Origin of the sequence: Tenacibaculum amylolyticum (assembly GCF_964511145.1) — a bacterium.
GTDB lineage: Bacteria > Bacteroidota > Bacteroidia > Flavobacteriales > Flavobacteriaceae > Polaribacter > Polaribacter amylolyticum.
In genome coordinates this window covers 30,168-48,216 of the sequence record NZ_CAZEFZ010000065.1, presented here as the reverse complement: position 1 = coordinate 48,216, position 18,049 = coordinate 30,168, and the positions used below count along the sequence as shown (strand labels likewise).

General features: G+C 30.6%; 17 protein-coding genes and 1 pseudogene. 5 read left to right on the top strand and 13 right to left on the bottom strand.

What is annotated here, in order from left to right; genetic code table 11:
- From ACKTTC_RS15255 to murQ, 4 genes and pseudogenes are all read right to left on the bottom strand, one after another.
- Nucleotides 1-742: pseudogene (locus tag ACKTTC_RS15255) on the bottom strand (hypothetical protein); the annotation flags it as partial.
- Nucleotides 743-867: 125 nt separating this feature from the next.
- Nucleotides 868-1,917, bottom strand: coding sequence for an ATP-grasp domain-containing protein (locus ACKTTC_RS15250; RefSeq protein WP_408040711.1), 1,050 nt, complete (start codon nt 1,915-1,917; stop codon nt 868-870).
- Between the two features lie 2 nt (nt 1,918-1,919).
- Nucleotides 1,920-2,153, bottom strand: a complete 234-nt coding sequence (locus ACKTTC_RS15245; RefSeq protein ID WP_408040710.1) for a DUF6095 family protein — start codon at nt 2,151-2,153, stop codon at nt 1,920-1,922.
- Complete coding sequence (gene murQ, locus ACKTTC_RS15240; protein ID WP_408040709.1) at nt 2,146-2,970, bottom strand: N-acetylmuramic acid 6-phosphate etherase; 825 nt, start codon at nt 2,968-2,970, stop codon at nt 2,146-2,148. Before murQ ends, ACKTTC_RS15245 begins: the two co-directional genes overlap by 8 nt.
- An 82-nt stretch (nt 2,971-3,052) precedes the next feature.
- Here murQ and ACKTTC_RS15235 point away from each other — a divergent pair, with 82 nt between their 5' ends.
- Nucleotides 3,053-3,883, top strand: a complete 831-nt coding sequence (locus ACKTTC_RS15235) for a mechanosensitive ion channel family protein (RefSeq protein ID WP_408040708.1) — start codon at nt 3,053-3,055, stop codon at nt 3,881-3,883.
- A 45-nt stretch (nt 3,884-3,928) separates the two neighbouring features.
- Here the strand turns inward: ACKTTC_RS15235 and ACKTTC_RS15230 are convergent, their stop codons facing one another.
- Nucleotides 3,929-6,154 carry an NADP-dependent isocitrate dehydrogenase gene (locus tag ACKTTC_RS15230; protein ID WP_408040707.1) on the bottom strand — a complete coding sequence of 742 codons (2,226 nt, stop codon included), beginning with the start codon at nt 6,152-6,154 and terminating at the stop codon, nt 3,929-3,931.
- A 176-nt stretch (nt 6,155-6,330) separates the two neighbouring features.
- On the bottom strand, nt 6,331-6,681 hold the full coding sequence (gene rplS, locus ACKTTC_RS15225; protein ID WP_408040712.1) for a 50S ribosomal protein L19: 351 nt from the start codon (nt 6,679-6,681) through the stop codon (nt 6,331-6,333).
- A gap of 475 nt (nt 6,682-7,156) precedes the next feature.
- On the opposite strand from rplS, the gene ACKTTC_RS15220 reads away from it, so the two are divergent.
- Both ACKTTC_RS15220 and ACKTTC_RS15215 read left to right on the top strand, forming a co-directional pair.
- Entirely contained in the window at nt 7,157-7,831 is a 675-nt protein-coding gene (locus tag ACKTTC_RS15220) for a phosphatase PAP2 family protein (RefSeq protein ID WP_408040706.1), read from the top strand.
- Complete coding sequence (locus ACKTTC_RS15215; RefSeq protein ID WP_408040705.1) at nt 7,831-9,327, top strand: ArnT family glycosyltransferase; 1,497 nt, start codon at nt 7,831-7,833, stop codon at nt 9,325-9,327. Before ACKTTC_RS15220 ends, ACKTTC_RS15215 begins: the two co-directional genes overlap by 1 nt.
- Here ACKTTC_RS15215 and ACKTTC_RS15210 read toward each other — a convergent pair.
- Together ACKTTC_RS15210 and trmD are read right to left on the bottom strand one after the other, a co-directional pair.
- Nucleotides 9,317-10,801, bottom strand: coding sequence for a glycosyltransferase family 39 protein (locus tag ACKTTC_RS15210; protein ID WP_408040704.1), 1,485 nt, complete (start codon nt 10,799-10,801; stop codon nt 9,317-9,319). The genes ACKTTC_RS15215 and ACKTTC_RS15210 overlap by 11 nt on opposite strands.
- A complete protein-coding gene (trmD, locus tag ACKTTC_RS15205; protein WP_408040703.1) occupies nt 10,794-11,471 on the bottom strand; it encodes a tRNA (guanosine(37)-N1)-methyltransferase TrmD in 678 nt (225 codons plus the stop codon). The genes ACKTTC_RS15210 and trmD overlap by 8 nt, the downstream gene beginning before the upstream one ends.
- A gap of 275 nt (nt 11,472-11,746) precedes the next feature.
- Here trmD and ACKTTC_RS15200 point away from each other — a divergent pair, with 275 nt between their 5' ends.
- Nucleotides 11,747-12,217, top strand: a complete 471-nt coding sequence (locus tag ACKTTC_RS15200) for a hypothetical protein (protein WP_408040702.1) — start codon at nt 11,747-11,749, stop codon at nt 12,215-12,217.
- 539 nt (nt 12,218-12,756) lie between these two features.
- On the opposite strand, the gene ACKTTC_RS15195 is transcribed toward ACKTTC_RS15200, so the two are convergent.
- The 5 genes from ACKTTC_RS15195 to ACKTTC_RS15175 form a co-directional block, all read right to left on the bottom strand.
- Entirely contained in the window at nt 12,757-14,034 is a 1,278-nt protein-coding gene (locus tag ACKTTC_RS15195) for a hypothetical protein (RefSeq protein WP_408040701.1), read from the bottom strand.
- A gap of 64 nt (nt 14,035-14,098) precedes the next feature.
- Nucleotides 14,099-14,758, bottom strand: coding sequence for a pyridoxamine 5'-phosphate oxidase family protein (locus ACKTTC_RS15190; protein WP_408040700.1), 660 nt, complete (start codon nt 14,756-14,758; stop codon nt 14,099-14,101).
- 6 nt (nt 14,759-14,764) lie between these two features.
- Complete coding sequence (locus ACKTTC_RS15185; protein ID WP_408040699.1) at nt 14,765-15,316, bottom strand: GNAT family N-acetyltransferase; 552 nt, start codon at nt 15,314-15,316, stop codon at nt 14,765-14,767.
- Nucleotides 15,317-15,320: 4 nt separating this feature from the next.
- On the bottom strand, nt 15,321-15,917 hold the full coding sequence (locus ACKTTC_RS15180; protein WP_408040698.1) for a DJ-1/PfpI family protein: 597 nt from the start codon (nt 15,915-15,917) through the stop codon (nt 15,321-15,323).
- 13 nt (nt 15,918-15,930) lie between these two features.
- Complete coding sequence (locus ACKTTC_RS15175; protein ID WP_408040697.1) at nt 15,931-16,449, bottom strand: DinB family protein; 519 nt, start codon at nt 16,447-16,449, stop codon at nt 15,931-15,933.
- A gap of 84 nt (nt 16,450-16,533) precedes the next feature.
- On the opposite strand from ACKTTC_RS15175, the gene pdxR reads away from it, so the two are divergent.
- The gene (pdxR, locus tag ACKTTC_RS15170; protein WP_408040696.1) at nt 16,534-18,015 is read left to right on the top strand and encodes a MocR-like pyridoxine biosynthesis transcription factor PdxR; all 1,482 of its coding nucleotides are present in this window, start codon (nt 16,534-16,536) and stop codon (nt 18,013-18,015) included.
- Nucleotides 18,016-18,049 lie beyond the last annotated feature (34 nt).

Below are 18,049 nucleotides of genomic sequence, written 5' to 3'. Positions count from 1 at the left end.
CAGCTCCTGTACCATTACCAAGAGTAAGAGTATTTCCAGAAAGTGTTAAGTTCTGGTTATCTGTATCAGTAGAGTTAATTACATATGGAGTTGCTGCCGAACCGTTCCCAGTAACGGTTACATTTGTTCCAGCATTAACAATAGTCTCGGTTCCATCTGCTACAAGACCAGATAAATCTACAGTTAAATTATTACCGTTTTGTATTCCTATTGATAATTGATTGGTTGCGTTATCGAAATTAAAAACATCTATATTTTGATTATCTGTATTATCTAAATAGGCAGATAAGTCTATAGAGGTAGCCGAACCATTATTTGTAATGGTTAATATATTACCTGTTAATTGTAAGTCTTGAATTTCATTTGTTGGATCGCTGTCAGCATCATCAATTAAAGAGGATAAATTTACGGTACCACCGTTTTGGAGCGTAAGCTCATTAGTAGCGACATTAAAACTTAATTGTTGGTCGCCAGTAGCAGAATTATTACACAAACTAACCCAAGCAATTCCATTATATTGAAAAACACATTGTTGATCAGTATTATAAACTAATCCTCCTTCAAGAGGTGTAATTGCATTCATTTGGAGATTAGAAACTCTCGTAATAACGAAAACCTTATCTGAACTTTCCAGTTCTAATAAAGAGTTAACATCTATTACATTAGGATTATCACCAACTTTTACTTGGGCAAAGGAAGTAAATCCGATTAATAAGATTAATAATGAGTAAATTTTTTTCATAATCAAATTGCTTACGTTCATTTTTGATAGGCGTTGACGCCTAAATTTAAGACACTGTGAAATATATTAGGTCACATTTTCCGTTACTGGATGTTTTTTATCGGTAAAATGTTAATTTGAGACTTTTAATGGAATTTCTTTATAGACGAGATGTATTTTCGTAATAAAAAGATTTCATTGATGAATTGTAACAGACTTTTGTAGGGAATTTTTTTCGTTTCATGATTAGTAATTGAAATATTAAATAGGTACTTCCAATGTTTTCTTATAGTTTTCAACGCTTTAAAATACGTAAAATTTTTTGAGTCGTAAATATGAGTCGGCTCAGCTATAATTCCATTGATCTCTAAAACTTTAAAATCGATTCCATTTTCAAGCTCTTCGAAAGAATTGTATTTAATATCAACTCTTCCATAATACCAGCCATCAATAGAATGATTTAAGCGATCGAATGTGTTTTTTAGCTTTTCACTTATTAGGTGATTTCCGTTAATAAACTGAGTGCCTTTGGAATGATTACCAATAGCTGTAAGTTTAATTTCTTTATTTACAGGAGGGACCTCGTATATATTTTCTTTGTGGATATCTTCGAATAAATCGACATATAGTTTAGCTCTAACATCTTTTAGAATTAATTCTTTTATAGTCGATTTTCCATCTCCAATTACCGAAATGAATTTTTTTAGAGTAATAGAAGTAATCACTCCTTTTTCTTCATTTGGGTTTCTATGATAGAATATTCCACATTCATTTTCATAATCAAGAAATTCTTGAATAATTATATCTATAGGGTAACTTTTTATGTAAACCTCTAATTCTTCTTTTGAGTTTATTTTTTTTACTAATAACCCTCTAAATCCGATATCGGGTTTAGCTATTAAAGGATATGTAATTTTTTCATGATCAATTAGCGTAATTATTTCAGAAAAAGTATTTGTAGGTTTTACAAGTATAGATTTTGGTCTATATTTTTCTGGGACTAACTGAATTGTTTTGTATTTACTCTCTGTTCCATTTCCAGAGCTTTTTATAGCTGGGTTAGCAGCGCTAAAAAAGGCGAAGTGTTTTGCCCTAATCGCTAAATAAAAAGCGTAAGGAAGATTTGGGATATAAAACATTGACGACGGCCAATACTCCCAGTTTGTTAATTTTTCTATTGAAGACTTACTTACCAATACTATTTGTTAAATAGAATGTTTAAAAAAGACTGAAACGTCTTAAAACCAAAATATACCGTGTACAAAATTAATAAAATCCCTAAAGCTAATAAAATATAAAAAATAATAGTTTCAGGATATGTAGTATATATTCTTTGAGCTTTAAAAGCTAAACTTAAGATTAGAGGGGAAACTATTAATAGCAGTAGTAGTATTAAAAACTTCTTTACTGTCTTTTCATAAGATTTACTCATGCTTATTTTTATTATAATTATTTATAACTTCTCGTACTCCACCGTATTTTTTTAATAAGACTCTTGCTGTATCTTGGTCTATGTTTAACTCTGAAACTAACATGTCTTCACCTCTTTTTACTAATTTTTTGTTAGATAGCTGCATATCGACCATTTTATTCCCTTTTACTTTACCAAGCTGAATCATGGTTGTTGTAGAAATCATATTCAATACTAATTTTTGGGCTGTACCTGCTTTCATTCTAGAACTACCTGTTACAAATTCAGGGCCAACAACAACAGCGACAGGATATTTAGCTGTTAATGCAAGTGGACTTCCTTCGTTACATGTTATACACCCAGTAGCAATATTATTTTCATTACATTTTTCTAGTGCATGAATTACATATGGAGTAGTACCTGAAGCAGCAATTCCGATAACAACATCTTTCTCTGAAACAGCATGTTTCTTTAAATCTTCCCAACCTTGTTCTTTAGAATCTTCTGCAAATTCAACCGCTTTTCTGATAGCTGAATCACCTCCAGCAATCAATCCGACTACAAGATCATGAGAAACGCCAAAAGTAGGAGGGCATTCAGAAGCATCTACGATACCTAAACGTCCACTAGTACCTGCACCTATATAGAAAAGTCTTCCACCATTTTTTAATTTTTGTATAACAATTGATGTTAAGGATTCAATATTTGGGATGGCTTTCTCTACAGCAAGAGGAACAGTTTTATCTTCATTATTAATGTTAGTTAACAATTGCTTAAGATCCATTGTTTCAAGATCATTATAATGAGAATCTTGTTCCGTAGTTTTAATAAAATTCATGCTTCAAATTTACAACTTATTACGGAAGTGACCTCGTAAATTAATTAGTGTCTAATAAGTAAATTAAATCATAAAAAAATAGATGGAAACAGTTACAAAATCAGTATCAAATTTTTATAATTCTATTGCCGCTGGAGTAGGAGATTGGGGACTAAAATTATTAGGTGCTTTTGCAGCATTAATTATTGGACTTTGGATTATAAGAATAGTGATGAAGGGGATTTCGAGAGCCTTTGAAACTAAACATATAGATACTACTTTACGTCCTTTTTTAGTTACATTAATTGGCTTTGCTTTGAAAGCATTATTAATTATTTCTATAGCAGGAATTGTAGGAGTTCCGACAGCTTCTTTTGCAGCTTTAATAGCTGGTGTAGGAGTAGCTATTGGGGCTGCATTCAATGGTTCGTTAGGTCATTTAGCTTCAGGGATAATGTTGTTGATTTTTAGACCTTTTAAAGTTGGAGACTTAATAAAAACAAATAATGCCTTTGGTTTTGTAAAAGAGATTTCTGTTTTTGTTACGGTTATTGAAACTTTTCAGAATGAAACTGAAATTATTCCGAATTCTGCGATTACTTCAAACAAAATAACCAATTTAACAGCTATAGGTAATTTAAGAGTAGATATGCCTTTTTCGATTAGATATGGAGCAGATATTGAGAAAGCAAAAGAGATTGTTTTGAATGTATTGGTGAAAGATGCTAATGTATTGAAAGAAATAGGGAAGGAGCCAAGAGTTGCTGTAAATAATTTAGGTGTAAATAATATAGAGTTACTAGCGTTGCCATATGTAGATTGTGATCATTACTGGGATGTATATTGGGATACACGTCAAAAAATAGTAGAAGCATTGGTAAATGCTGGTTATGAAGCACCGTTACCACAACGAGTAGTTACAATGACAAAATAAAAAAAGCCGGTTTAACCGGCTTTTTTGTTATTATAATTTAAAATTTTATACTTCAGCTAAAATAGTATTTAATGTTGTATTTGGTCTCATATATCCATCTGCTAATTCATCATTTGGAATGTAGTAACCATCAATTTCAATAGCTTTACCTTGAACTTCATTTAGCTCTTCTACTATTTTACTTTCATTTGCAGCCATAGTTTCTGCTACAGATGCAAACTGATTCTTTAACTCTTCATTTTTAGTTTGATTAGCTAATTCTTGTGCCCAGTACATTGCTAAATAAAAATGACTACCTCTGTTGTCTAATTCACCAGCTTTTCTTGATGGAGATTTTTTGTTATCTAATAACTTTTCAATAGCATTATCTAAACACTCAGCTAAAACTAATGCTTTTTCATTTTTGTTGTTTTCTCCTAAATGCTCTAAAGAAACAGCTAAAGCTAAGAATTCTCCTAAAGAATCCCAACGTAAGTGGTTTTCTTCTACGAATTGTTGTACGTGTTTTGGAGCAGAACCTCCTGCACCAGTTTCAAATAAACCACCACCATTCATTAAAGGAACAATTGATAACATTTTTGCAGATGTTCCTAATTCAAGAATAGGGAATAAGTCTGTTAAGTAATCACGTAATACATTTCCAGTAACAGAAATTGTATCTTTTCCTTCTTTTACTCTTTCTAAAGTATATTGAGTTGCCTCTGGTACTGATTTAATTAAAATTTCTAAACCATCAGTATCATGATTTGGTAAATACGCTTCTACTTTTTTAATTAATTCAGCATCGTGCGCTCTATTTTTATCTAACCAGAATATAGCAGGAGTTTGCGTTGCTTTAGCACGTGTAACAGCAAGTTTTACCCAATCTTGTACAGGTGCATCTTTTGTTTGGCACATTCTCCAGATATCTCCTTTTTCAACAGCATGTTCAATTAACGTATTTCCTTCGCTATCTACTACAGTAACTGTTCCGTTAGCAGCAATTTCAAAAGTTTTATCGTGAGAACCGTACTCTTCTGCTTTTTTAGCCATTAAACCTACATTAGGAACTGTTCCCATTGTAGTTGGATCGAATGCACCATTAGTTATACAGAAGTCAATAGTAGCTTGGTATAACGAAGCATAAGAACTATCTGGAATAGTTACTTTAGTATCTTGTTGTTTTCCTTCTTTATTCCACATTTGTCCAGATGTACGGATCATTGCAGGAACAGAAGCATCGATGATAATATCTGAAGGTACATGTAAGTTGGTAATTCCTTTATCAGAATCTACCATTGCAATATCAGGATTGTTATCATATATTGTTTGAATATCTGCTAAGATTTCAGCTTTCTTTTCAGCAGATAACTCTTCTAAGTTGCTTAATAAGTTTCCAAAACCATTGTTTACATCAACACCAATTTCTTCAAATGTTTGTCCATGTTTTTCAAATAAATCTTTGAAGAAAACTCGTACCGCATGTCCAAAAATAATTGGATCTGAAACTTTCATCATTGTCGCTTTCATATGAAGCGAGAATAAAATATCTTTTTCTTTAGCATCTTTAACTTGCTCTTCTAAGAATGTTAATAATGCTTTTTTACTCATTACAGAAGCATCAATAATTTCTCCTGTTAATAAAGCAATTCCTTCTTTCAATGTAGTTGCGTTTCCATTTGCATCTGTGTGTATAATGTTTACACTTGTTGCATTTGGTATTGTAACCGATTTTTCATTGTGTGCAAAGTCTCCTTCAGACATGGTAGCAACATGTGTTTTAGAGTCTGAACTCCAAGCTCCCATTCTATGAGGATTCTTTTTAGCATAATTTTTAACTGCTTTAGGAGCACGACGATCTGAGTTCCCTTCACGTAAAACAGGATTTACTGCAGATCCTTTTACTTTATTATAACGAGCTAAAACTGCTTTATCTTCATCTGTTTCTGGCTCTTCAGGATAATCTGGTAAAGCGTAACCTAAAGCCTGTAATTCTTTAACAGCAGCTTTTAATTGAGGAACAGAAGCACTAATATTAGGTAACTTAATAATGTTTGCTTCTGGTTTTGTAGCAAGTTCACCTAAAAAAGCTAACGCATCTTCTACGCGTTGGTCTTCTTTTAAATAGTCTGAAAAGTTTGCTAAAATTCTTCCTGCTAAAGAAATATCTTTAGTAATGATTTCTATATTAGATGATTTGGTATATGCTTTTACAATTGGCAAAAACGAACGAGTAGCAAGTGCTGGAGCCTCATCTGTTTTTGTATACATGATTTGTGCAGTTGTGCTCATATATTTTCTAGTTATTTTGTTTGAAGTGGTGCAAATTTAAGTATTACAAATGGTTTTTTAAATATTAAATTTTTATTATACTATCAGTTTTATTGAAGAGTTTTAAAAATTATATTTTATTCCATAAAAAAAGCGATGTTTTTAACATCGCTTTTTTATTTTTTATAAGGCAAAAATTAGTTTCTTCTCTCTTTAATTCTTGCTTTCTTACCTGTAAGTCCTCTAAAGTAGAAGATTCTAGCTCTACGTACTTTACCTCTTTTGTTAATTTCAATCTTTTGAATAGATGGTAAATTAATTGGGAAAATACGCTCTACACCTACAGTACCTGACATTTTTCTGATTGTAAATGTTTCAGAAGATCCGTTTCCTCTTCTTTGAATAACAACTCCTCTAAAGAACTGAGTACGAGTTTTGTTACCTTCTTTAATTTCGTAGTATACAGTAATTGTATCACCTGCTGCGAATTCTGGTAAATCGTTTTTAGTTACGAATTCGTCTTGAACAAATTTAATTAAATCCATTATTGAAAATCTTATGATTTTTAACAAAACAACATTCACGATTCTCGTCAGAGGTTGATTTTGTGGCTGCAAAAATATGTTTTTTTTCTGAATTTAAAACCTAAATAGCTAATTATTTTTTAGTTACCTTTTTTATAATCTCTTTTTAAGATAACGTTGTTTAAGAGTTAATTACGGCTTAGAATTTTAAAATTACTTAAAATTCAAGTAATATTTTAAAAACGTGTAAAAAATAGCTTTATACTGTATAAAGTGTAGTAGTCTTTTTAATTATTATAGCATTGTAGTTTTTACAAATAATTAAGATGAGATGAATTGAATTAACGATACTAATAAGTCCTAAATTATATAAAAAAGAGTCCTATTTTGTGTAATAACTCCTAAAAAATATAATGAGACTTATTGGAAAAGAATGGCTTAGTTGTGCTTTATACTTTTATCTAAAATTTTAATATAAAAGTAGAATTATTTTAATGGTATGAGCTATAATAAAGTTATTACTTCTGATGGTAGTTTTAAAAAACAACAATCAATTTTCTCTAATGTATTCTTATCTATAAGAAAAGAGGTATTTATAATTTATGGACTATTTTTTTTAGGTTCATTATTTATGGTAAGTGCGTTTAATAAGCTTACGTTGCATCTTGAGATTAATAAATTTCATTTTTCTTTTTTAGATTCTTTTTTTAAATACACAACTTTTCTAGGAGATGGAGTAATGTTTGGAGTACTAACATTAATCTTTCTTTTTGTAAAAAGAAAAATGGCTTTAGTTTTTGCAATTAGTGGAATTTTAACGTTACTCATAACTTATATTTTCAAAAAAATAATTTTTAGCGGCATGCCAAGGCCGGCCGCAGCTCTTGGAGAAGAAAGTTTGCATTTAGTAGAAGGAGTAAAAATGGCATTTTGGAATACATTTCCATCGGGACATACGATAACGGCATTTGCAATTTTTACAATTTTGTGTTTGTATTTTAAAAAGTGTGTTTCTCAATATTTATGGATTGGATTGGCTCTTATTGCAGGAATTTCTAGAGTATATCTTTCGCAACATTTTTGGGGAGATATTTTTGTAGGATCAATTTTAGGAATTTTAATTGCTTTTATAAGTGTAAACTTGGTGTTTCCTAAAGGAAAGAGTTTTAGCTAATGAAATTATCATATACTCAAATTTCATTCCTTATTATAGGTATAAGTGCTTTATTACGATTGTTTTTAGCAGGAAGTCTAGAATTTGGTAATGATGAAGTGTATTATTGGTTGTACGCAAAATATCCTGCCATAAGTCATTTTGATCATCCTCCAATTGTTGGTTTTTTTATTCAGTTTTTTACTGGGAATTTATATTTCGATACTGAATTGGCTATTCGTATGGCAGCAATTATTCCTACAAGTATTTCAATGTACTTAATTTTTTTAATTGCAAATTATCTTAAAAATGAAAAAACAGGACTAGTAGCAGTTTTACTTTACAATATTCATATTTATGGATTCATTATTGCCGGAACTTTTATTTTGCCTGATGCTCCATTGGTATTATTCTGGTTGTTGAGTTTCTATTATTTTATCCAAGTAATTCCAGAAGTTCCACAAAAGAGTCTATACACAAAGTTATTGTTAGCGTTTCTATTTGCAGGATTGGCGGTATATTCAAAGTATCAAGCTATTTATTTGTTATTCGGAATCGTATTATTTGTGGTTTTATGGAATAGAGAATGGCTAAAGAAACTATTATTTTATATAGGTTTCATATTTCCTTTATTAGCAATTGCGCTTATTTTTTATTGGAATTATCAGAATGATTTTATTAGCTATAAATTTCATGGAAATAGAGTATCATTTCTTAGTTTTCATTTTAATAAGAATTCTTTTTTAAGAGAAGTTTTAGGACAGTTTTTGTATAATAATCCATACATAGTTGTTATGATTGTTCTGATGTTTATTGCTTTTAGAAAGAAAAAGTTTCTATTGGATAAAAAACGAGTGTTCTTTTTTATTTGTTGTAGTATTCCATTAATTACAACTACTATTTATTTATCGATCTCTAGAGATACTTTACCGCATTGGTCAGGAATTTCGTACCTAACATTATTACCATTATTAGCAGTTTTTCTTTCAGAAAGCAAACGAATTATGAAAGGACTATCTATTGGAGTTATTAGTTTTTGGACGTTATTATTACTAGCAGTTTTAGTAATTAATAAAGGTGTATTTTTGCCTGAAAACTATTCAAGTGAAAAAGAAAAATTAGGAAGAAAAGATGCTTTAATGGATATGTATGGTTGGAAACAGGCGTCAGAAAAATTGACTAAAGCTTTTATAGAAAATGATCTTTTAAATACACCAATTATTTCCAATCGTTGGTATCCTGCTGCACATATTGATTATTATATTGCTAGACCCAATCAGATGAATGTATATGGAGTAGGGGAATTAAATGATATTCATAAATATTATTGGATTAACAATGAAAAGCCATCGTTAAAAGATACTGTGTTGTATATAACAGATAGTAGAAATTATCAATCTCCAGAGTTATTATTTGGAAAAGAATATCCTATTATTTCTAAAATAACAACAGTACCAATTACACGTAACGGAATCATTGTGAAATATGTATTCTTATATAAACTGTCTAAGGTTTAGATTTAGCGTGATAGTTTTCACAATAATACACCCAGAATTTTCTAACTTTTTTGCCATTTATTGAAATAATGATAGGAGATAACTCTGTGCATTTTTCAAAGTAGGTTTGCATTTCAGGGAGTATACTACCATTCTTATTTTCGTTTTTAAAACGCTTATCAGAATCTATAAAGAATGCAGATTTTCCATTTAAGACTTCTAAATCGTCATTTAAATAATCGAAATGTAAAGCAGGCAACCCTATAATGTTTTGAGCATATACTTTTTCATCCATAAAAAAGTTTAATGCAGCAGATGTTTTATAGTTATCGTTAGAAAAAACAAAAGAATTAGGATGCTCTTTTTGAAGTTCTTCAATTTCCGTAGCTAATTCTTTCCATCCAACCCAAGTATCGTCACTTTTAATAGGAACCACATAAAATATAACTTGTATACTTACTAACAAATGAATTATGATTGAAGTTATGATTTGATAACGAACTAGTTTTTTTGAAATAAAATAACTAGCCAATATAATTCCAGTGATGTAAGAAGGCATCATCCAATTTAATTTTACCCAATAAATAGGAGTTAATAAGAAGAAGCCCAAAAAAGTTGGAATAAAAAAGGCAAGTAAAAACAATGTTTTACTTTTTGGTAATTTGAATTTAATAACAAATCGCTTTACGTATTTGAATGTAAATACAATGAATACCCAAAATAAAATTGGAAGCAACAATAATGATTGGTGTCCTAAGGCACCAAAGAAATACTTTGGATTGAATTTAAATTTAGAAATGCTACCAGTTCTTCCTGATGATTGAAATAAGAAAGAAGCAAATTCATTTTGATAATTCCAATACCAAACAGGAATAGTTATAAGAACAGAAATAACTAGTGATAGATAAAACCATGGTGAACGCAGTAATTTTCTATATTGATTTGAAAATAATACAAAAGCGATCAATCCTATTTGTAGCAATAAACCTGTATACTTACTGTCAAAAGCTAATCCCATAGTGATTCCTGCATATATCCAATAACTATTTTTTCTTTCAAAAATAGCTCTGTACAGAAAAAGTACATTTAATGTCCAGAATAACAATAAAGGTACATCTGGGGTAGAGTTAAATGATAAAATAGATATGAAAAAAGTAGATGTTATTAACAGAATAGCACTGTTTAATCTTTTTGCAGATAAAAAACATGCAGCTAATTTGTAAAAACTTAATAAGGTTAGCGATGTAATTACAAAATCAGCAAGTTTTATAACAAAAACAGTTTTCCCAAAAACTAGTGTAAATATGCGTAATAGATAGCCAATCATTCCTGGGTGATCGAAATAACACCAAGAAAAATTTTCGCCATAGAAATGATAATAAGCATCTTGAGGCATGAGTCCCATAAATGGGAGAAGTATAAAGCGAAAAGCTTGAAATGCAAAAACAATACTTAAAGCAGGATACTTATTTATGAGTTCTGATATTTTATTCATCTAGCAAGTCTGGTCTTATTTCTTTGGTGCGCTCATAAGCTTTTTCAGAACGCCATTCTTCAATTTTAGGAAAGTTTCCAGAAAGTAACACTTCAGGAACCTTCATTCCTTCATATTCTGAAGGTCTTGTATATACTGGAGGCGATAATAAATTATCTTGAAAAGAATCGGTTAGAGCAGAAGTTTCATCTCCTAACACTCCAGGGATTAATCGAATTACAGCATCGCATAATACAGCAGCAGCCAATTCTCCACCTGTTAAAACATAATCGCCAATAGAAATTTCTTTGGTAATATATTTATCGCGTACACGTTGATCTACACCTTTGTAATGTCCAGTAAGAATGATGATGTTTTCTTTGAGTGATAAAGTATTTGCAGTTGCTTGATTTAATGTAGGAGCATCTGGCGTCATATAAATAATTTCATCATAAGTACGTTGTGCTAATAAACCTTCTATACATTTTGCAATCGGTTCAATCATCAATACCATACCAGCGCCACCACCAAATTGGTAATCATCTATTTGGCGATAATTCCCGTGTCCGAACTCTCTTAAGTTATGAAAATGTACTTCAGCCAATCCTTTTTCTATAGCTCTTTTCATCATAGAGTTTTCAAAAGGACTTTTAATTAAATCAGGTTCTACTGTAATAATATCTACTCGCATGTCGCAAATGTAGGATTTTTAAATAATTATTTTAACATTGTAATAAAATTCTACTTTTGTAGAAAGTAAATTGTATATGAGAGAGATAATAAGTGATTTTGTTGAGAAGTTGAGCTTTTATAAAAATAAATTGTACAGATATACCGTAATAAGATACTTAATTAAAATTTTAGAGTTTATACTATTTTGGATGTTCGGTTATTTTATTCTGAATGTTCTTTTTGGGGTTTATATTTTGGTTTTAAAACTGTTTATATAATAAACTATTTAGAAAAATGGCAAATGGATTTTTTATATTAAAAGATAGAAGTTGTTTTACAACAAGATGGACTGGTTATGATGAAATAATCAGAATTGCGATCAGAGAATTATATGAATTAGACAATGGTAAAGACTTAGCAGATTGGTTAGCTACAATTGTTCCAAAGGAATTTAAACCTAATGGAGGAAATCAATGGGGAACAGGATTTGTAAATCCTGATACTAATGAAGTATTTATAGGTAAAGAACTTGATTTGAGAAGTCTTACAGAAGTCAATCAAAATTTATTTTGGAAAGCTCTTTTTATTGGATATGAAAAATTAAAATTAGAAAAAGAAAAGTATTCATATTTAACTCCAGAGCGTTTAAAACAACTTTTAGAAAGGTCTGAATTAGCTAACAATAATGATAATCCATTAGAACATTCAGATTGGAATGTTTTGGCTGAAGAAGAATATGAAAAATTAGGACCTGGTTGGGATTGAAATTAAAAACCACGTCATTCCGATGGAGCGGTAGCGACTGAGGTAATCTATTTATCTAAAAACAGATTGCTTCTTTCGTACCTTCGAGTTCCTTCAGGTATCTCAATCGCAATGACGTGAATAATAGAATAATATTTTAAAATAGAAGATCCTTCGTTTTTCCCTTCGAGTCCTTCAACTCAGTTCAGGAATCTCTCAAGGAAGATTCAGGATGACATCTTAGAAATTTTGTATTTGAGTCTTTATTCTTACTTTTTTTGTCATTCTGAGCGATAGCGAAGAATCTATTACTTAGATAAAAAGAAATCGAATAAAAGCCACGTCATTCCGATGGAGCGGTAGCGACTGAAGGAATCTATTCATCTAAAAACGGATTGCTTCTTTCGTACCTTCGAGTTCCTTCAGGTATCTCAATCGCAATGACGCAAAAAAAAAAAAATATTTGTTAAGTATATAGATCCTTCGTTTTTCCTTTCGAGTCCTTCAACTCAGTTCAGGAACCTCTCAAGGAAGATTCAGGATGACATCTTTGCTCTTATTTAATGATATCCTTTTACGTCTCCCATACTTAAATAACGATCTTTACCAAACATATGGTTGGTAGGGAGTAACGTACCACTTTCTGTAGTAATCCAATCTTGCCATGTTGATGGAACACCGTCCATTTTCATACTAGGTACATACATTTTGTAACTCTTAGGAATATAATTTTCATCTAAAATCCATAAATAGGAATCACCAGGAGTTGTTCCTCCAGTAGTATATTTTACTAATAAAGCATCTTTACCATCTACTTTTTGTACAGATCTTAAAATTCCTCTTTCAAAAAGTTTATGAGGAGCTACTAGCCAAAAGCTATCGTTATTAAAATAGTCTTCAGCTTTTTTAATAATTGCTTTATCTTTAGCGTCTGAAAGTTTATCATTAAAATAAATCGTACTTTTTTCTAATGCATTTGGGTGCAACACTACTTTAGTTGTATCCCAAGAAACTTCAGCGATATGATCTTTCTTATTCCATTTGTATGAACGACGTCTGCCAAAACTCCATTCTAAATGATTCGTTTTTTTATACGCTTCGTGTTTAATTGCTTTTAGAATTTTGTTAGCCAGTGCATCTGCAGTTGGTGTTGAAGTTTTTACATCGCCCATATCTATTTCTAAACCAAATAATGGCACTTTATGATATGTTGGTAATTTAATACCAGCTTTTGTTTCTTTCCATTGTTCCCAAGTAGCACTTACGCCGCCAATAGGAATAATACTAGTCCACATTTTAAAAGCAGTAGGAAAACCAGTATCATCTAAAATCCATAAATAAGAATCACCAGGAGTAGAACCACCAGAAGCATAAGTAACTAACAAAGCATCTTTATCGTTGTGTTTAACCAACCTTCTTTCTACACCATCATCAAAAACCTTAAAAGGAGCTACCAGCCAAAAACTATCGTTATTAAATAGTAAAGTCGCTTTTTCAATTAGTTTATTAGGAGTTTCATTTTTAGGATTATCAATAATCTCACTTTTTTCAGGAGCTTTTGTATTTAGAATTACTTTATTTTTCTTCCAAGAAACTTCAACTTTGCCTTCTTGTTTATACCATTTATAGAAATTCTGGTATCTAAAAGACCATTCTAAAAGTTCTGTATTATCATAAGCTTCTTTGTGTATAGCTCCCATCATTTTAATAGCAAGAGCTTCAGCTTTCTCTCCTTTTTCACCTTTAGGTAAAGGTTCATTGTTTTTGAAATAGAAAATAACAGCAACTGTAATTAATGCTAATAATATGATACCTAAAACTTTGAAAAATTTCTTCATTAGTGGAATTTTAAGGGGCAAAGGTATCAATTTTGAAGTTATACCATTTACAAATTGAAATTACTTATCGGTGTTTTTCATAATAAGTAGTAATGTGCTTAGGAGTTGTAATACCATCAATTAAATTTTCATCTGGAACAGGTTCTAAAGCAATTTGTTTTACTGGAATAACTCCTGCCCAAATAGGTAAATTGATATCATCAGGTTCGTCATTTACACCTTCGGCTCTTACTTTTGCTGAAGCATGGTCAATATCAATTTGTAATATTAAAGTTCTATTCAATTCTTCTTGTATCATAGTTCGTAACGTTTCCCATCTGTTAGGAACCATTTGATTAATTGTTTTCTCTAAAATCACTGTTTTTCGTTCATCATCAATTACTTTTTTAACGCTTCCAAATAAAGTAACCGATCTGTAATTAACAGAGTGATGCAAGCCGGAACGTGCTAAAACTAGTCCGTCTAAATGTGTTATGTTTATAGAAGTTTTACCACTTTCTAAGATAGAGAGCATCATTCTATTACCTGTAGAACCATGTAAATACAAACTATTTTCTTCCCTTGTATATGCCATAGGAATAGAAATAGGATAACCGTCGTAAATGTAACCTACATGAGCTAGAAACCCAGCATCTATGATATTAAAAATAGTTTCTTCATCATAAATAGCTCTATTTTGACCTCTTTTTACTCGATTTAATTTAGACTTTTCAAATGGATTCATAATTCATTATAATTTTTTTGATAACACATAGTTTTCATAGTCCTTACCATTTACAAGGAAATTGAGCATTCCTATATCTAAAAAATCATTTTTTCTATAGAAGTTAATAGCTCTATGATTTTTAACATATACAGATAACCATATATGATCGTGACTTAATTCTTTAGCACTTTGAATTACATTTTCTAATAACAACTTCCCTAATTTCATAGGAATAAATTCGTTTAAGACATAAATACGTTCTAATCGACAATTTTTACCAGAAGGAGAAGTTTCAAAGTCTTCATTTAAAATAAGTTTGGTATACCCTACAGGAAGCTCGTCTACATATAAAATATGATAAAGAATATTCGGGGTTTGTAGACTTTCCTTTATTTTATTTATTGAAAAAGCTTTGTTGTTATAGATAAATAAATCTTCTTTATTTTCAATATACATACCATGAGATTCGGTATAAGTAACTCTACCTAACATAGCTAAAACTTCTGTACTTTCTACACCTACTTTTTTAATATCAATATGTTGTTTCATTGTTGGCGAAATAACTGTTGGTTGCATTTTTTTATTGTATTTGTGAATTTATAACATACTCCATATAATGAGCCGTTTTATCAATAATTTCTTGACCGTGTAATTGTTTAATAATATGGAAAGACAAATCTATTCCAGCAGAAATTCCACCAGAAGTGAATGTTTTTTCATTCGATTGCACAAATCGTTTTTCTTTTACTGGAATTCCAGAAGGAGCTAATTCCTTTAAATTGTCATAGACTTGATGATGTGTACAGTAAGGATTATTGTCTAACACGCCAATTTTAGCTAAAAATCTAGCTCCAGAACAAATACTAGCTGTAATTTCAGTTTGTTTATGCGTGTTTGCAATCCATTTAATTATTGTCTCATCTTTAATTGCTTGATTGGTTCCATCTCCACCAGCTAGAATCAGAATATCTATTTTAGGGCAGTTGTCAAAGTCAAACTTAGGATTAACAGATAAACCATTTACAGCTTTTATGGGAGCTGTAGTTTTTGCGACTGTAAAAACATCAAATAATTCATAATTATTAAGCTCTGATGTTACTGAAAATACTTCAAAAGGTCCTGCAAAGTCTAATACTTCTGCATTGTCGAAAATGAATATACCTACTGTTTTTTTCATGGTTTGTTCTGAATTATAAATAACGTTCTTGTATAATTTCTTGATGCCAAATATCATGTCCAGGAATTACAAACGCAGCTGCTCTTGCAGACATGGCACCGCCATTTGAATTTCCTATAAACTCTAAATCTTCTTTACTAAAAGAGTTTAGTAATTGTATAGAGTTTTTTCGGTTGAACTCAAATTCACTCAAAAGTGCTGTTAAGCTTTTATGAGTTGCGTTAGAAGGAGCTACATATATATTTTGATCAAACCCAGTTAAAGGAGTTGAGTCTCTTCTTGCAATTCTAAAACAACGATACATAAATATACGTTCAGTATCAATTAAGTGTTGTAATATTTCTTTACTATTCCATTTTTCAGGTTGATATCTATAGTGTAGTTTTTCTTCAGGAATGGTATTAAAAAAATGGATTGTATTTTTTAAGCCTTCAGTAAAACTTTCTAGTAACGTACTATTATCAGATAATTTATCAATATATCGAGCATAGTAAGCATCAAACTCGTTAGGTGTAATATCAAGCTTTATCATAATGATAATATTGTTTTCTTTTCAAAAATAGTATTTTTATGGTCTATTAATGGTGTCCAGAATTAATATAATTAGTAGTCCAGTATGTTCCCGTATAAAACTTCTTTTAAGTTAGATAGACAATCGTCACAAGCATTGTATATTCAGTTATCGAATCAATTTATTCAATTTATAAAAGATCAAAAACTACCCACTAAAACGAAGCTTCCTGGCACAAGAACCTTAGCTGAGTTATTAGATGTTCATAGAAAAACGATCGTAGCATGTTACGAAGAGTTAACATTGCAAGGTTGGGTAGAAAGTATTCCTAAAAAGGGAACTTTTGTGCATAGTAAATTACCAGAGTTAAATCCGGAAGATTATTCAGAAGCAGTTATAGCAATTCATGAAAAAGAAGGTTTTTATTTTTATAAAAGTAAAGCCTTACAACGAAAAAATGCTGTACAAAAAGAAGGTGTTATGTATTTAAATGATGGAATTTCTGATACCCGATTAACACCTATTGAAGAAATAGGAAGAACATACAGAAGACTCGCTAGTAAAACGAGTATTCATTCACATTTATCGTATGGATCTACGTATGGAAATGAACAGCTACGAACGGTATTAACGAATTATTTGAATACCACAAGAGGATTGCATATTACAAAAAAACAATTATTAATAACAAGAGGAAGTCAGAATGGAATTTTTTTAGCATCTCAATTACTTCTAAAACAAGGAGATGTTATAGTTGTTGGCGAAACAAATTATATAGCTGCAGATGAAACTTTTTTATATACAGATGCACAAATAGAGCGGGTAGGAGTAGATGCAGATGGTTTAGTTATTACAGAAATAGAAAAATTATGTAAAAGAAAGAATATACGAGCAGTATATGTTACTTCACATCATCATCATCCGACTACAGTAACATTATCTGCAGAAAGACGTATTCATTTATTAAATTTAGCAAAAGAGTACGGTTTTGCTATTATTGAAGATGATTATGATTATGATTTTAATTATAATCACGCACCAATTTTACCATTAGCAAGTCATGATACGAATGGAAATGTAATTTATATAGGTTCTATTTGTAAAACGGTTGCTCCTGTTTTTAGAATAGGATATTTAATCGCAAGTCCATCGTTTATAGAAGAAGCTGCAAAACTAAGAAGGATTGTAGATCGACAAGGAGATGCTTTACTGGAATTAGCTTTTGCTGATTTTATTAATACTGGAGCATTGGATAGCCATATTAGAAAAGTATTGAAAGTGTATAAAGCAAGAAGAGATTTGTTTTGTAATTTTTTGCAAGAAGAGTTAGATGACTTCTTTTCGTTTGAAGTTCCAAAAGGAGGGATGGCTGTTTGGTTACATTTAAAGAAATCGTATTCTTGGAAAGAAGTTGCAGTTGTAGCTCGTAAACAAAGCGTGGAAATAGGTGATTTTACACGTTATGATAGTATGCAAACTGGGCATAATTGTATTCGTGTTGGTTTTGCTAGTTATACCGAAGAGGAGATTTATGAATTGGTAAAGAGATTGAAAAGAGCGATGTGGGAATTGAAAAATAAAAATTAAATAAAAGTATTGAATATCCGTATTGACTCATAAG

Excerpts from the sequence above, each read along its gene's own strand:
- ACKTTC_RS15245 (WP_408040710.1), bottom strand. The coding sequence starts at position 2,153 with ATGAGTAAATCTTATGAAAAGACAGTAAAGAAGTTTTTAATACTACTA.
- murQ (WP_408040709.1), bottom strand. The coding sequence starts at position 2,970 with ATGAATTTTATTAAAACTACGGAACAAGATTCTCATTATAATGATCTT.
- ACKTTC_RS15235 (WP_408040708.1), top strand. The coding sequence starts at position 3,053 with ATGGAAACAGTTACAAAATCAGTATCAAATTTTTATAATTCTATTGCC.
- ACKTTC_RS15230 (WP_408040707.1), bottom strand. The coding sequence starts at position 6,154 with ATGAGCACAACTGCACAAATCATGTATACAAAAACAGATGAGGCTCCA.
- ACKTTC_RS15220 (WP_408040706.1), top strand. The coding sequence starts at position 7,157 with ATGAGCTATAATAAAGTTATTACTTCTGATGGTAGTTTTAAAAAACAA.
- ACKTTC_RS15215 (WP_408040705.1), top strand. The coding sequence starts at position 7,831 with ATGAAATTATCATATACTCAAATTTCATTCCTTATTATAGGTATAAGT.
- ACKTTC_RS15210 (WP_408040704.1), bottom strand. The coding sequence starts at position 10,801 with ATGAATAAAATATCAGAACTCATAAATAAGTATCCTGCTTTAAGTATT.
- trmD (WP_408040703.1), bottom strand. The coding sequence starts at position 11,471 with ATGCGAGTAGATATTATTACAGTAGAACCTGATTTAATTAAAAGTCCT.
- ACKTTC_RS15200 (WP_408040702.1), top strand. The coding sequence starts at position 11,747 with ATGGCAAATGGATTTTTTATATTAAAAGATAGAAGTTGTTTTACAACA.
- ACKTTC_RS15195 (WP_408040701.1), bottom strand. The coding sequence starts at position 14,034 with ATGAAGAAATTTTTCAAAGTTTTAGGTATCATATTATTAGCATTAATT.
- ACKTTC_RS15190 (WP_408040700.1), bottom strand. The coding sequence starts at position 14,758 with ATGAATCCATTTGAAAAGTCTAAATTAAATCGAGTAAAAAGAGGTCAA.
- ACKTTC_RS15185 (WP_408040699.1), bottom strand. The coding sequence starts at position 15,316 with ATGCAACCAACAGTTATTTCGCCAACAATGAAACAACATATTGATATT.
- ACKTTC_RS15180 (WP_408040698.1), bottom strand. The coding sequence starts at position 15,917 with ATGAAAAAAACAGTAGGTATATTCATTTTCGACAATGCAGAAGTATTA.
- ACKTTC_RS15175 (WP_408040697.1), bottom strand. The coding sequence starts at position 16,449 with ATGATAAAGCTTGATATTACACCTAACGAGTTTGATGCTTACTATGCT.
- pdxR (WP_408040696.1), top strand. The coding sequence starts at position 16,534 with ATGTTCCCGTATAAAACTTCTTTTAAGTTAGATAGACAATCGTCACAA.